This window comes from Pantanalinema rosaneae CENA516, from assembly GCF_050753385.1.
Taxonomy (GTDB): Bacteria; Cyanobacteriota; Cyanobacteriia; order Leptolyngbyales; family Leptolyngbyaceae; genus Pantanalinema; species Pantanalinema rosaneae.
In genome coordinates this window covers 84,459-97,884 of the sequence record NZ_JBLZFZ010000024.1, presented here as the reverse complement: position 1 = coordinate 97,884, position 13,426 = coordinate 84,459, and the positions used below count along the sequence as shown (strand labels likewise).

15 protein-coding genes are annotated in these 13,426 nt (G+C 50.5%); 8 read left to right on the top strand and 7 right to left on the bottom strand.

What is annotated here, in order from left to right; all coding sequences use genetic code 11:
- Nucleotides 1–314: 314 nt before the first annotated feature.
- Entirely contained in the window at nucleotides 315–2,924 is a 2,610-nt protein-coding gene (gene glgP, locus ACN4EK_RS15600) for an alpha-glucan family phosphorylase (RefSeq protein WP_431658922.1), read from the top strand.
- A gap of 2 nt (nucleotides 2,925–2,926) precedes the next feature.
- Here glgP and ACN4EK_RS15595 read toward each other — a convergent pair whose 3' ends face one another.
- The 3 genes from ACN4EK_RS15595 to ACN4EK_RS15585 form a co-directional block, all read right to left on the bottom strand.
- The gene (locus tag ACN4EK_RS15595; protein ID WP_431658921.1) at nucleotides 2,927–3,601 is read right to left on the bottom strand and encodes a sugar transferase; all 675 of its coding nucleotides are present in this window, start codon (nucleotides 3,599–3,601) and stop codon (nucleotides 2,927–2,929) included.
- Nucleotides 3,602–4,025: 424 nt separating this feature from the next.
- Complete coding sequence (gene rdgB, locus ACN4EK_RS15590) at nucleotides 4,026–4,601, bottom strand: RdgB/HAM1 family non-canonical purine NTP pyrophosphatase (protein ID WP_431658920.1); 576 nt, start codon at nucleotides 4,599–4,601, stop codon at nucleotides 4,026–4,028.
- Nucleotides 4,598–5,326, bottom strand: a complete 729-nt coding sequence (locus ACN4EK_RS15585; RefSeq protein ID WP_431658919.1) for a GDSL-type esterase/lipase family protein — start codon at nucleotides 5,324–5,326, stop codon at nucleotides 4,598–4,600. Before ACN4EK_RS15585 ends, rdgB begins: the two co-directional genes overlap by 4 nt.
- Between ACN4EK_RS15585 and ACN4EK_RS15580 the strand changes: the two genes are divergently transcribed.
- Nucleotides 5,321–5,497, top strand: a complete 177-nt coding sequence (locus ACN4EK_RS15580; RefSeq protein WP_431658918.1) for a hypothetical protein — start codon at nucleotides 5,321–5,323, stop codon at nucleotides 5,495–5,497. The two genes, ACN4EK_RS15585 and ACN4EK_RS15580, sit on opposite strands and share 6 nt — an antisense overlap.
- 100 nt (nucleotides 5,498–5,597) lie before the next feature.
- Here the strand turns inward: ACN4EK_RS15580 and ACN4EK_RS15575 are convergent, their stop codons facing one another.
- The 3 genes from ACN4EK_RS15575 to ACN4EK_RS15565 all read right to left on the bottom strand — a co-directional run bounded on the left by ACN4EK_RS15575 (nucleotide 5,598) and on the right by ACN4EK_RS15565 (nucleotide 7,952).
- A complete protein-coding gene (locus ACN4EK_RS15575) occupies nucleotides 5,598–6,536 on the bottom strand; it encodes a cytochrome c biogenesis protein CcdA (protein WP_431658917.1) in 939 nt (312 codons plus the stop codon).
- Between the two features lie 121 nt (nucleotides 6,537–6,657).
- On the bottom strand, nucleotides 6,658–7,074 hold the full coding sequence (locus ACN4EK_RS15570; protein ID WP_431658916.1) for a thioredoxin domain-containing protein: 417 nt from the start codon (nucleotides 7,072–7,074) through the stop codon (nucleotides 6,658–6,660).
- Between the two features lie 131 nt (nucleotides 7,075–7,205).
- Nucleotides 7,206–7,952, bottom strand: a complete 747-nt coding sequence (locus ACN4EK_RS15565; protein ID WP_431658915.1) for an MORN repeat-containing protein — start codon at nucleotides 7,950–7,952, stop codon at nucleotides 7,206–7,208.
- 454 nt (nucleotides 7,953–8,406) lie between these two features.
- On the opposite strand from ACN4EK_RS15565, the gene ACN4EK_RS15560 reads away from it, so the two are divergent.
- From ACN4EK_RS15560 to frr, 4 genes are all read left to right on the top strand, one after another.
- Nucleotides 8,407–9,321 (top strand): hypothetical protein, encoded by a 915-nt coding sequence (locus ACN4EK_RS15560; protein ID WP_431658914.1) that lies wholly within the window; start codon nucleotides 8,407–8,409, stop codon nucleotides 9,319–9,321.
- 94 nt (nucleotides 9,322–9,415) lie between these two features.
- Nucleotides 9,416–9,961: a thioredoxin family protein gene (locus ACN4EK_RS15555; protein WP_431658912.1), complete on the top strand. Its 546-nt coding sequence runs from the start codon at nucleotides 9,416–9,418 to the stop codon at nucleotides 9,959–9,961.
- An 89-nt stretch (nucleotides 9,962–10,050) separates the two neighbouring features.
- Nucleotides 10,051–10,779 carry a UMP kinase gene (pyrH, locus tag ACN4EK_RS15550; RefSeq protein WP_431658911.1) on the top strand — a complete coding sequence of 243 codons (729 nt, stop codon included), beginning with the start codon at nucleotides 10,051–10,053 and terminating at the stop codon, nucleotides 10,777–10,779.
- Nucleotides 10,766–11,314, top strand: coding sequence for a ribosome recycling factor (gene frr, locus ACN4EK_RS15545; protein WP_431658910.1), 549 nt, complete (start codon nucleotides 10,766–10,768; stop codon nucleotides 11,312–11,314). Before pyrH ends, frr begins: the two co-directional genes overlap by 14 nt.
- 116 nt (nucleotides 11,315–11,430) lie before the next feature.
- On the opposite strand, the gene ACN4EK_RS15540 is transcribed toward frr, so the two are convergent.
- Nucleotides 11,431–11,601 (bottom strand): family 2 glycosyl transferase, encoded by a 171-nt coding sequence (locus tag ACN4EK_RS15540; RefSeq protein WP_431658909.1) that lies wholly within the window; start codon nucleotides 11,599–11,601, stop codon nucleotides 11,431–11,433.
- Between the two features lie 411 nt (nucleotides 11,602–12,012).
- Between ACN4EK_RS15540 and ACN4EK_RS15535 the strand changes: the two genes are divergently transcribed.
- The gene (locus ACN4EK_RS15535) at nucleotides 12,013–13,131 is read left to right on the top strand and encodes a geranylgeranyl reductase family protein (protein WP_431658908.1); all 1,119 of its coding nucleotides are present in this window, start codon (nucleotides 12,013–12,015) and stop codon (nucleotides 13,129–13,131) included.
- Between the two features lie 141 nt (nucleotides 13,132–13,272).
- Nucleotides 13,273–13,425: a hypothetical protein gene (locus ACN4EK_RS15530; protein WP_431658907.1), complete on the top strand. Its 153-nt coding sequence runs from the start codon at nucleotides 13,273–13,275 to the stop codon at nucleotides 13,423–13,425.
- Nucleotide 13,426: the final 1 nt, after the last annotated feature.

The following is a 13,426-nucleotide window of genomic DNA, read 5'->3' as shown; positions in this document are numbered from 1 at the left end:
AGATGTGTATAAGAGACAGGGGGAGGATGGGGGAGGTTGTCCGATCAGGTCGTGGGCAGAGGGAGAGAGGGGAGTCGGTTGGCTGTCGGCAGGGAGGGGATAGAGGAGAGCGATCGTGCCTGTAATCAGGGCGATCGTTGACCATGAGCAAATTTGAGAAACCTGACAGTGCATACAAACCAACCTTGAAATCACGGTTTTTTAAGTTACAAAAGGTTATTGCTTTCTAGAGTGTCTGTTAAGAGCGACTCTGGCTCCACCAAACTAGCGTCACAATAACGGAAGTTAGGCGAATATGTGGAGCTAGTGTACTTATGCGACCGATTCGGACGTTTAACGTTTCTCCGTCCCTACCTCCCCAACTGGAACCGCTTCGTAAGCTAGCCTACAACCTCCATTGGGACTGGAACGTTGATACGAAGGATTTATTTCGTCGTTTGGATCTGGATTTGTGGGAATCCAGTCGGCATAACCCGGTACTGATGCTAGGAACCATTAGCCAAAAGCGGTTGCAGGAAGCTGCCGAAGATGAAGGATTTTTAGCCCAGATGGAGCGGGCATCTCGGCAACTCGATGATTATCTACAGGAACGGACGTGGTATCGCAAACACCGCCATCGATCGGCTGATCAGGGTGATTCCGCTCAGGAATGTTATGCCTATTTCTCGGCGGAATTTGGGCTGACCGACTGTTTGCCGATCTATTCCGGTGGTCTAGGAGTATTGGCTGGGGATCACCTGAAATCTGCTAGTGACCTGGGTTTACCTTTAGTGGGAGTGGGACTGCTCTATCAGGAAGGTTACTTCGCGCAATACTTGAATGCCGATGGATGGCAACAGGAGCGCTACCCGATTAATGATTTCTATAATATGCCCCTGCATCTGGAACGCCATCCGGATGGGTCGGAATTACGCCTGGGGGTGAACTATCCAGGGCGGGTAGTCTATGCGCGAGTCTGGCGGGTGCAAGTGGGAACGGTGCCGCTTTACTTGCTGGATACTAATATTGAACCGAATAATCCCTACGATCACGACATCACCGATGAACTCTATGGCGGTGATATCGATATGCGAATTGATCAGGAGATCATGCTGGGGATCGGCGGGATGCAAATGCTGAAAGCCTTGGGGTTCAATCCCACCGTTTGCCACATGAATGAGGGACACTCCGCCTTCCTGGTCTTAGAGCGGATCTGGAACATGATGGCAGATCATGGGCTGACTTTTGCCGAAGCCAGACAACTCGCCCGCGCCAGCCAGATTTTTACCACCCATACCCCTGTGCCAGCAGGGATTGATCTGTTTCCCCCCGATAAAGTGATGCATGCAGTCGGGTACTATGCCGATCGCTTTGACCTCTCCCAGGAAGAATTTTTAGCCCTGGGGCGGGAGAACACCGGAGATTTGGCGGCTCCCTTCAGCATGGCAGTCCTGGCAATCAAAATGGCAAACTTTGTCAATGGGGTGAGTCAACTACATGGGCTGGTGTCTCAAAAGATGTTCAGTCCCCTATGGACAGACTTACCCGTGAATGAGGTTCCCATTACTGCCATTACCAATGGCGTTCATGCCCGTAGCTGTGTCGCCAAGCCGACGCAGGAGCTATACGATCGCTATCTCGGGCCCAATTGGTCAGAGTCCCCCGCCGATCATCCCCTCTGGGAACGGGTGAAGTCGATTCCCGACGAAGAACTCTGGCGGAATCACGAACGCTGTCGCTCAGAATTAGTCGTATTTGTGCGAGAACGGTTACAGCGAACGCTGCGCGATCGAGGGGCATCACCCACTGAAATTACTAAAGCGGCGGAAGTTTTAGATCCCACTGTGCTGACGATCGGCTTTGCCCGCCGGTTTGCCACGTATAAACGGGCAACATTGTTTCTGCGGGATTTAACCCGGATTCGCAAAATCTTATTGGATATGGGGCATGTGAAACGTCCATTTCCCCACAAAAAACGGATGGTGCAGTTTGTCATTGCCGGTAAAGCCCATCCGAAAGATATTCCGGGGAAAGAACTGATCCGGCAAATTGTCCACTTCACCCGCGAAGAAGGGATCAATGCCCATGTCGTCTATATTCCTGATTACGATATTCACGTCTCTCGGCTGATGGTGGCGGGGTGTGATGTCTGGCTGAATACTCCCCGTCGCCCCCGCGAAGCCTCTGGCACCAGTGGCATGAAGGCAGCAATGAATGGCTTACTGAATTTGAGCATCCCAGATGGCTGGTGGAATGAAGCCGATTATGTCCGTACCGGCTGGGCGATCGGGCAAGGCGAAGATTACGACGATCCCACCTATCAGGATGATGTGGAAGCAAATGCCCTCTACGATCTGCTGGAACAGGCGGTAGTGCCACTCTTTTACGATCGCGGCGAAGATGATTTGCCACGGGGTTGGGTTGCCAAAATGAAAGATGCTATCCGGTTAAACTGTCCTCGGTTTAACACCGCCCGGATGGTGGGAGATTATGCTACTAGAGGGTATTTTCCGGCAAGCGATCGCTATTTAGTGCTGACCTCTGACCACTATGCCCCAGCCAGAGAGCTTGCCCAATGGAAGGCAAAAGTGACGGAGCATTGGTACAACATCAAGATTCTCAATGTCGATGTTTCCCAGCCCGCCGATATCCATGTCAACCAAACGGTAACGGTTAAAACCCAGATCCATTTAGCGGCACTCACACCCGCCGATGTGGAGGTGCAGTTGTATCAAGGTCCTGTGGATGCCAGTGGCGAAATTGTTAATGGTGTCCCCTCGGTCATGCAATATCAAGGCACAGATCAACAGGGCAACCGGATTTACCTGGGGGAATTGGTATATGGTAATAGCGGCTTACAAGGACTCTCCCTCCGGGTAATTCCCAAGCACGACAACCTGGGCAGTCCTTATGGGATGGGCTTAGTCATTTGGGCAACGCCCTAAGGTTAGCAGGCTCCCTGCTTACGCAAAATCACGTAGATCGTGCGACCAATCAGGATCAGATCATAAAGTGGATGCCATTGTGCCTGGTAGCGCAAATCCAGTTGCACGATATCCTCAAAATCCTGAATCAACGATCGTCCGTTCACCTGCCACTCGCCAGTCATACCGGGCTTCACGTTTAATCGTTGCCAGTGATGGTTTTGATAACGGGATACTTCGTCAGCAGTAGGAGGGCGAGTCCCCACCAAACTCATCTCCCCTTTCAAAACATTCCAAAACTGCGGCAATTCGTCTAAACTTGTCCGTCGCAAAAACCGCCCGACTCGCGTTACTCGCGGATCATTCTGATTCTTGAAGATCAGCCCTTTAGCTTCATTGTTAATCTGAGCCTTCAGATCATCCGCATTAGTCACCATCGATCGAAACTTATAAATCCGAAAGGGTTGCCCCAACAACCCATACCGTTCTTGTACGAATAACACTGGTCCGGGACTATCCAGCTTAATCGCGATCGCGATCGGTACATAAATCACTGCCAGAATCAGCAGACCCACTAACCCACCCACAATATCGAGCCATCGTTTAAAGCTAGAGGAAGCAGATTGATGTGGTACTGACAAATTGGCAGATGTATACCCCGGAAAGTCAACTATTGCCTGGTTTAGAGCAGATTGCATAGCAATTCCGTATATCGAGAAAGACCGTGTAAACACGTATGACCTTCAGCAATTACTATAAGACCAAGTCACAGTCACCAAACGTATACCGTGATAGCACGGAAGCAATCTTTTCTAGAACTTCACAAGAGGAAAGTTTTATAAAGGGTTGATGAAGATAGCTATAGAGATAGACGACCTTCCACCCAAAAATCTCAAAATCTAGCATTGAGAAGACACAAGGGTAGTTGCTGATGCAAGCTAGTACACCCGAGTAGCAAGGCTTGAGGAGAGTTTAATTCTATGAACAACCAAAAACCGTCTGCCGGTTTAATTCCGTGTAGAAATTAAACTCTTGATGAAGATTCCTACAACTGAGGTTACAGTCATTCTGCGGTGTGAAGTAGCAAATTCATCGGCAATCAGGCGTTTTCGAGCCAGTGAGTTACACAGCCAGTGCTGCAAGCTGAGGCAGTAGAGCCTGCAATGCTTTTCCCCGGTGACTGATTGATTGCTTTAATTCCAGAGACATTTCAGCAAAGGTCTGTTGATGCTCGGGGACATAGAAGATGGGGTCGTAGCCAAACCCACCCGTACCCTGGGGAGTATGGAGAATCTCGCCCGGACAAATCCCTTCCGTTTGTACTGCGATCGTGCCATCGGGTCGAGCTACGGCAGTCACACAGACAAATCGCGCTGATCGATCGGACTGTTCGCCTAATTCGGTTAACAATCGTTGAATCCGCTCGGCATCGGTATTGCCATAGCGGGCTGAATACACACCTGGCGCACCATTCAGGGCAGTCACTTCTAAGCCAGAGTCATCCGCGATCGCCCATTCTCCCGTCGATCGGGCAACTTCCGAGGCTTTCAAACAGGCATTCGCCGCAAAGGTGTCACCCGTCTCGTCTACTTCTAGCTCGGCAGGCTTGGCTTGCAATTCCCAATCCAGATCGGCTAGCACCGCTTGCAGTTCTCGCACCTTACCGGGATTCCCAGTGGCTACCACTAATATTGTCATGGCATGGACACCTGGCAATCGATTCCTAACACCTGCTTGGCAAAGGCATCCCAACTCAAAACCTCATCCAGTAGGGCTTGATAGCCTAAGACATTGGGATGTAAGCCATCTTCGAGTAAATGAGCCTGACACCAATCGCTACCGTGTTCCATCCAGCGAGTGAAGACATCCAAGTAAGGAATTTGCCGCTGCTGGCACGCCAGCCGAGTTGCCTCTTTATAGCGGACTTGATCGGCATGATTATAGTAGAAGCAACCCAGAAAGGGCATCTTTGCCTCATTGACTGGCACCATACCGACAAACAAAACCGGACATAAGCGCTGTGCCTGATCCAGTAAATTCCCCAGTTCCACCTGAAACTGCTCAAAGTCTGTGAAGTTGCGTCCATCCGGTCGGGCTAAGCGGGCAGAATCATTCACACCAACCGACAAAATAATCAGATCAGGGACTCGATTCCGGAGTTCACCCCGATGCCGAAATTCGGTTTCTAATCGCTGTGCCACCTGGCGGACACCATCACCCCGCACCCCAAGATTGTAGAGCGCATGACCGGGGCTATCGGGATGCATCCAACTCCGCCGCAGGCGATCGACCCAACCGCCCCCTTCAGGATCGCCAAATCCATAAATCAGGCTATCTCCCAATGCCACAATTTTAAGCGGTAGCGTTTGGGTAGAGGTGAAATTGCGTTGAGACCGAAACGAAGGAATGACAGGGGCTTGCATGAATCAATTCCGGGTTCAGAGGAGTCAGTCCAATCAGGTGATCAATCTACTACCAGTCGCGATCGCAGTCTTAGCCGTTATTCCATCCTGGAGTTGAATCCTGATGTCAGTCAGACAGGACAAGCATGGCGCGACAAACCCTTCCGAATCATTATCGGTTGGGCAGACTAGGTATGACTTCACTCAGCAATCTAGCACTTGAGCCAGAAGTTTGCAAATCTTTATAATACTGGGCGGAACGGCGGAAAACCTTACCAAATCTTTAAACCAACTAACCGAGGGTAATCGTTGCCCAAATCCACTGTCCACCAGTGATCAGATAAAAGCCACCGACTAAGAGCAGCATGACGCTGGCGACTCGTACAATTTTGTCAGAATGGATCAGTAAAGTTCGCGTTTGTTTTGCTAATCCGGTAAATAAGCTGGCAAAAAAGATAATGGCGGTATAGCCCAGAGCATAACTAATCATTGCTAAGGTGCTTTGGAGTTGTGAACCCGTGGCAGCACCTGCACTGAGTACCGTTACGACGATCGGGCTAGTACAGGGAGAGCTAACCAGAGCAAACGTTAAGCCAATCCCATAGGGCCCAATGAACATCGATCGCAGCACTCCGCCCAGCGATCGGCTAGCTTTGCGATCGCTCGGTGGCGCATTGGTCGCAGCCATCTGCCATCGGCTTGGCAGGTTAGGCAACTGCACAATTCCCGCCAGACTTAACCCCATCAAAATGATTAAGCTGCCTACTGCCACGTGAAAATAACCTTTGTATTCCCGGAAGACAATTCCAGCCAAGGAAGAAACTAAGCCTAACAGGCTGAGAACCGTCACTACTCCTAAAACAAATAAACTTGCCTTGAGCCACGCATCCCGTCGGGAAGTGATTTCTCGGGTCCCGATATAACTGAGATTAATCGGCAACATTGAGAGAATACAGGGAGAAACACTGGCAATTACCCCACCTGCAAACGCCAGACTGACTAGCAGAATCGGATTGCTAGCCGCACTTTGCTGTTGCTGACTAAACCACCCTTGATAACTCTCATTTGCCCAAAACGAAAATTGTTCAACGAACTGATATAGAGAACTTTGACTAATCAGATTAACAAGCCAAACCGCAAATAATCCGCCACAAAACAACAGAAATGGTAGTAAGAATTTGATTAAATAACGAACTGAAAGGGGTTGGGAAGGAAGTTTGGTACGAGTCATAAATTGGCTGGCAAGGTTGTGATTAAACAGGAGTGCATGATTGGAACCGGGAGCACAACAAGTAGCCGAGTCAACAACGATCGCCCGACAACGGGTGCTGGAACAGCGCGATCGATTTTAGTTAAAAGTTACGAGAGCCTTGATAATCAGAAATTTCTGCCAGTTCTTCTAACGAACGCATACCTCGATAGAATTGCCCATCAATTTCCCAGGTGGGATAACTGATGATCTTCGCCTGCCGACATAAAGCCGGTTGGGCATTTTCGCCCCCCGGATCACATTCAATCACTTGCAATCGACTAGCCGCATCGGCAAATAATTCCTGCTGCCGCTGACAATAGGTACACCAGAATGTGCTGTATAACTTGGCACCACTTTGCTGTAGATGCTGGGCAAGGGCCGCTTTCGCCGGAGTGGCTTTAGGGACAGAGCGTAGGGATTTGCGGAATTCTGCCAGTGAACAACCTGTAGCGCTAATGAGTAAGACGATCGCCCATCCCAGGAGCGGAAATCGGATTGTGCTAGGTTGATGGCTCATTGGGTCATTGCCTATCGGGAAACGGTAAATATCTAAACATCAATTCAATCAGAGAAGCCAAATTTCCTGAGCGATCGCCAATCACTCGATCAAGGTCACGGCGATCGCCCCGGTAAACACCCGCCAGATCATTATCGTCTTAAGGGTTGTCCATCTCGGAACTCACCGCTAATCCGGTTCCCATTTCTCATTACCATAGTGCCTCTGCCATCAGGAATCCCGCGACGAAGTTCGCCGTTGTAGCTTCTGATCGCGTTGCCTTGCGGATAGCTACAGGTTCCCTTGCCGCTTAATTGGTTGTTGTAGAACACCCCCTGACAGCGAATCCCATTACGATTAGAGATTGTGCCATTGCCGTTAATTTGCCCCAGATAAAATTGTCCAGCATAGGTATACTGCCCATCTACAAGTGTGCCACTCCCATGCGGTTGTCCTCGCAGGAGTTGGCCGGTATAACGCCCCCCATTGGCATACGTAAATGTGCCACGTCCACTGAATTCACCGTCTTTAAACTCACCTTCATACCGATTGTTATCGGCAAACAGAAACATGCCTCTGCCATTTGGCCGACCATTCCGCACTTGCCCTTCATAGCGATCGCCATTGGTGTAAACAAACACTCCGGTTCCACTGGGAATCCCATTTTGGATCTGCCCCCTGTAATAATCGTAGGCTGTACCTGTTTGATCGACCTGAGAATAAACACAGATCCCCGTCCCACTCCGCCCCTGGAAATTTCCAGTACAGGGAGTGCCATCTAGCAGCGTAATGGCTGCCGCTTGAACGGGGAAAGGACGACCAAAACTAACTGCCAAATTTAGTAGGGTCAGGGCACTTCCACCGACGATCCACTGTATTTTCAACCATTGACTCTTCATCGCTACCTCCGTTGACGATGAACCAGTTTCGCTTCCTAGTATCTCCTGCTTATCAAGAATCTCAACACCGAAGTTTCCATAAAAATGCCAGCAAAAGATCAGGTTTTAGGGAGCGGGAAGGGCAACACTTCTCGATCGACCATTGCCACTTTACACATAGAAAAACCCTAGCCTGGAAACGCGACTAACATCCAGGGTTCCCAAAAAACTGGTTAAAAAAACATCTGAGGGTGATTTTTGAGAACGAGTTTACCCCGGCAAGACGGCAAAGCAATCACTAAAGCAATCACTGGTTCGATTCAGTGTTTAACCCCATGATTTTTCGGACTACCGTGAGTGGTCATGATTTCGTTTCAAATAGTCACAACTCATCGACAAAATCCATAAATTTATTGACATGAATAGGGGAGATTAGAGCTATTGTGGAATTAGCGCATTCGGGAAGTTTTTGGTTATGCATCAGCACAAGTTTGTTGTCTTGCTTGGGGCGATCGCTCTGGCAATGGTTGGCTGTTCTTCCGAACCCACGGTAGATACTGCAACATCTCCAGAAGCAGTGCCATCTCCTAGCCCGGTTCAACCGTCCCCCTCACCGGCTGCACCGCAGGCAGCCCAACCGTTAGTCGCCCAGAAACCAACGGCTCCTGGCTCCGTTCTGCCCGGTTTAATTCAATCGACTAATGCCAATGAACGGGCGAAGAATGTTGAGCAAGAGATCACCACTCAACAACAACAGGCAAACAATCCCTTTGGGGCCGTACCCCTAGCAGCACCTCAGACTCCTCCCCGACGACCCGTTCCCAATGTGGCAGCTTTACCAGCCGGAACTAATCCCGGCGGGGGCGCGGCAGCTACTCCAGTCGAAGCCAGGGAGCCTCTACTACCGACTCCTGGTAGACCCCCCGCGATCGCAGCTAGACCCGCAGGAACGACGGGCAGAACAGCCCGCAATCCCGGACAACCGAATGCAGCAACTCCATCTGGTACAGCCGCTAGGCCAGCGGGAACCGGCACAGCCGCTGGAACGGCGGGAACTGGAGGCACAGCGACAGCAGGACGACCCGCGACCGGGGGCAACGGTTCTACGGTGGCAGCATTACCGCCACGACCTAGCACGACGTTGGCAGATGGCGTAGAAGTCAGTGGTGTGGTCAATATCAATGGCGTACCCCAGGCGATCGTCAGAGCCCCAAACGAGGAGACCAGTCGTTACGTTGGGGTTGGACAGCGATTGTCGAATGGTCGTGTCTTAGTCAAACGCATTGAGATGAATCGTGGCTCAGAGCCCGTTGTGGTGTTGGAAGAAAATGGGGTAGAGGTGGCAAAAGCCGTTGGTGACAGACCCGCCAGAGAGGGGAATACCGCTTAATCCGGGCGCTGAATCCGTCCAACCTGGCTAAATTGATCTATAAACATAGGTGGCGATTGATTAACCGCCATGTCACACTAGCGCGGTCAGCTTCATGGAAAAAATGGGTACAGCGATCGGTGGTTATGCTCCAGATTTTGAGCTGCCCGGAACCGATGGTTCGGTGCATCACCTGTTCCGCTATTTGGAACGGTTGCAAGCGGTAGGAGTGGTATTTATGTGTAACCACTGTCCCTACGTCAGGCTTTATCTGGAGCGGCTTAAACAGATTCAGGCAGACTTTCAGGATCAGGGATTTACCTTGATTGGAATCAATCCGAACGATGCCGATCGCTATCCCGATGACAGTTTTGACAACATGCGAGAGTTTGCCACTCAGCATCAACTCAATTTCCCGTACCTGCGGGATGTCACCCAGGATGTTGCCCATAGTTTTGGGGCTGAAAAAACACCACAAGTGTTTCTGCTCAATCGGGAGGGCATTCTTTGCTATAACGGGCGGATTGATGATAATGCCGATCAGCCTGAAGCAGTGGCAACGGCTCATTTCCGGGCGGCAATCCATCAGGTTTTAAGTGGGCAACCAATTACGCCGACCTACATTCCACCCATGGGTTGCTCCATTAAATGGCGGAGTTAACCAACGAGTCTGGGGAGAAACCACTGACTGTTGGCATCTTAGTGCTATCGTAGGGTGAAGTAAATTAGAGCAAGAAGCACAGTAATCCCATGGGATTAACTTACCAACGAGTTTTACTTAAGTTAAGCGGTGAAGCTCTAATGGGCGACCTTGCCTATGGGATTGATCCAACCATTGTGCAAGATATTGCCCAGGAAGTCGCTGAGATTGTTGCCACTGGAGTCCAAGTCGCGATCGTCGTTGGCGGCGGTAACATTTTCCGGGGCGTGAAAGGAGCCGCAGCTGGGATGGATCGGGCAACGGCCGATTACATTGGCATGATTGCCACGGTAATGAACGCCATGACCCTGCAAGATGCCCTGGAACGGGCAGGAGTCCCCACGCGAGTGCAAACGGCGATCGCCATGCAAGAGGTGGCAGAACCCTACATTCGGCGGCGGGCAATTCGGCATTTAGAGAAAAATCGAGTTGTGGTGTTTGGAGCCGGGTCTGGCAATCCCTTTTTCACCACCGATACAACTGCCGCCTTACGAGCAGCCGAAATCAGTGCCGATGTGCTGTTTAAGGCAACCAAAGTCGATGGCGTGTATGATGCCGATCCGCAGACCAATCCCCAGGCTCGGCGGTATCAAACCTTGAACTATGCCCATGTCCTGAGCCAGGATCTGCGGGTGATGGATAGTACCGCGATCGCTCTATGCAAAGATAACAACATTCCCATCATTGTCTTTGACCTCTCTGTGAAGGGAAATATTCGTCGGGCTGTGATGGGAGAACCGATTGGAACGCTTGTCGGAGGTTCTTGTGAAGTTAGCTGATGTTGAAGACCACATGCATAAGTCGGTTGAGGCGACTCAACGATCGTTTAATACAATCCGAACGGGACGGGCAAACGCTGCTATCCTCGATCGGATTACGGTGGAATACTATGGTGCGCCCACGCCCCTGAAATCTCTGGCAAGCATCAGTACCCCGGATGCCAGTACGATCACGATTCAACCCTTCGATCGCTCCAGCCTGAACCTGATTGAAAAAGCGATTTCGATGTCAGATTTAGGGCTAACTCCCAATAATGATGGTTCGATCATTCGCCTGAATATTCCTCCCCTGACCAGCGATCGCCGGAAAGAACTGGCAAAAATAGCCGCTAAATTTGCTGAAGAAGGGAAAGTCTCAATTCGGAATGTCCGCCGGGATGCGGTCGATTCTGTACGGAAACAAGAGAAAAATAGCGAACTTTCGGAAGACGAAGCGCGAGACTTGCAGGACAAAATTCAGAAATTGACTGACAAATACATCGCTAAAGTTGATGAATTATTAGCGGAAAAAGAGAAGGATATCGCCACAGTTTAACGCTAATTGGTATAAGCAACTGAACCAAATTGCTACCACCGACTAGCGGTTTCAACTGCCAATTATGTTTGTAAGGGTATAGCCATGCTATGCCCTTTTTAATTGATTTTAATGGCTTAAACAGGGAGTTCGGTCAACGCCATAGGACGAACGACATACGCCACATGCATTGGATAGCCTTGGGAATAGATGGCATCTACATACTTAAGCGCCAACTCCCGATCGCGATAATTTTGCAGGGGTTTTTCCTGCCCATTGGGATACCGAATGCATAGTTGCCACATCATCGCTACCTCCTAATGGTTTCGTGATCGGAGCAATCATGCATACTTGCTTTACGAAACCTTTATATCTAATCCTATGATGTGTAGAAAAAGTTGTACTCCGTGCAATTCATGAATCCTTTTCTTGTGGCAGTTACATCAACTGGAATAGTCGCGCATCAGGTCACAGTTTTTCTTAATCCTATGGTGATCTCTCCGCAATAAATTCGTGAAGTTTCCTGAATTGGCAGCCGAAAATTAGTAGAGCCAATTAAGCTAAATCAGCAGAAGTGCGGAGAATGGATATGAGGAATTGAGCCATTTGAGCCTCTGAATCAGTAGAGATGCTGACCTCATTTCTATGGATAGATCGCTAAAGTTTGGTTGGCGATCGTATATTACTGAAAGACTGGTACACCTTGGGGAGAACCTGGCATGATATTCGACTGTATTGTTGTAGGAGCGGGACCTGCGGGTGCGTCAGCCGCCTATCACTTGGCGAAGCGCGGTCGCTCAGTCCTGCTTCTAGAAAAGCATTCTCTCCCCCGGTATAAGCCGTGTGGTGGGGGGGTGCCGTCTACCGTGTCACAGTGGTTTGAGTTCGACTTCAGCCCCGTCGTGGATCAAACCGTGAAAAACGTGCAGTTCACCTGGAAGCTGGGGGATCCGATCGATGCTTATCTGACCACCCCCGAACCGATGTGGATGGTGAAACGAGATGCCTTCGATCACTTTTTGGTACAACAGGCACAACAACAGGGCGCAGAACTGCGGGAAAATACAGCAGCCACTGGGATTGAGTTTAAGGGCGATCGCTGGCAAATCAATACCAGCAATGGCAGTGTTGAAGGTCGCTACCTGATTGCCGCAGATGGTGCCGACGGTCCGATGAGTCAATGGTTAGGCTTTAAAGCCAGCAAACGACGGCAGGGATTCACCCTAGAAGGCAATGATCCGCAGGGCAATCATACCGCTCGGTTTGAATTTGGCATGGTTAAAAATGGGTTTATCTGGAGTTTCCCGAAATCCAATGGATGTTCTATTAGTGCCGCGACCCTCCGAGGCGGCAAGTCGGCAGATTTACACAAGTTGCTGCTAGAGTATGCCAGCAAAACCGGGATTCAGGTGACTCAAGCACCTCAGGAATACTCAATTTGCGTCTGGGATGGTGAACAACCGCTGCATACCCAACAGGCAGTTCTCGTGGGCGAAGCCGCCTGCGTGGTTGATCCGATTACTGGCGAGGGCATTCGTCCATCGATTTATACGGGGGTACAAGCTGCCGCCGCGATCGACCAAGCCCTGGCTGGCAATGCTAACGCTCTGGCAGACTACACCCAGACAATTAACCGAGAGATTGGCTCTGATTTGGTCTGGGCACAGCGGATCTCCGGCTTGTTCTATCAGTTTCCGGGGCTGGGCTACAAGTTGCTGAAGCGACCTACGGCTGCCGAGCGGATCGGACAGTTTTTGTGTGGTCAGATCCGCTACTCCGATGTCGCTGGACGGATTATGAAGCGCCTCAGTGGCGGATTAATTCCCGGAATTGGCTAACGGCTCGACCACCAGGGCGATTCTAGACCAGCGATGGTGATGCAACCATCATTGGCAAAACCTGAATTTTGGTAACACCGAAGCAACTGTGTAGCTATGTAACTGTCTCGCTGGTTACAGATTGGGTCTGGGAACACTGAGATGAGTGAGGTATACAGGATTACCTGGTATGACCGGAGCGATCGCGAACTGTTGCCCCACTCACCCGCTTCAGCCCTTGTTGGGCAAAGTTTCTGCCCTGCCATCCCCGTGTTAAGCCCGACCTGGATGGATGCGCTGGCAGATAGTTTCTGAG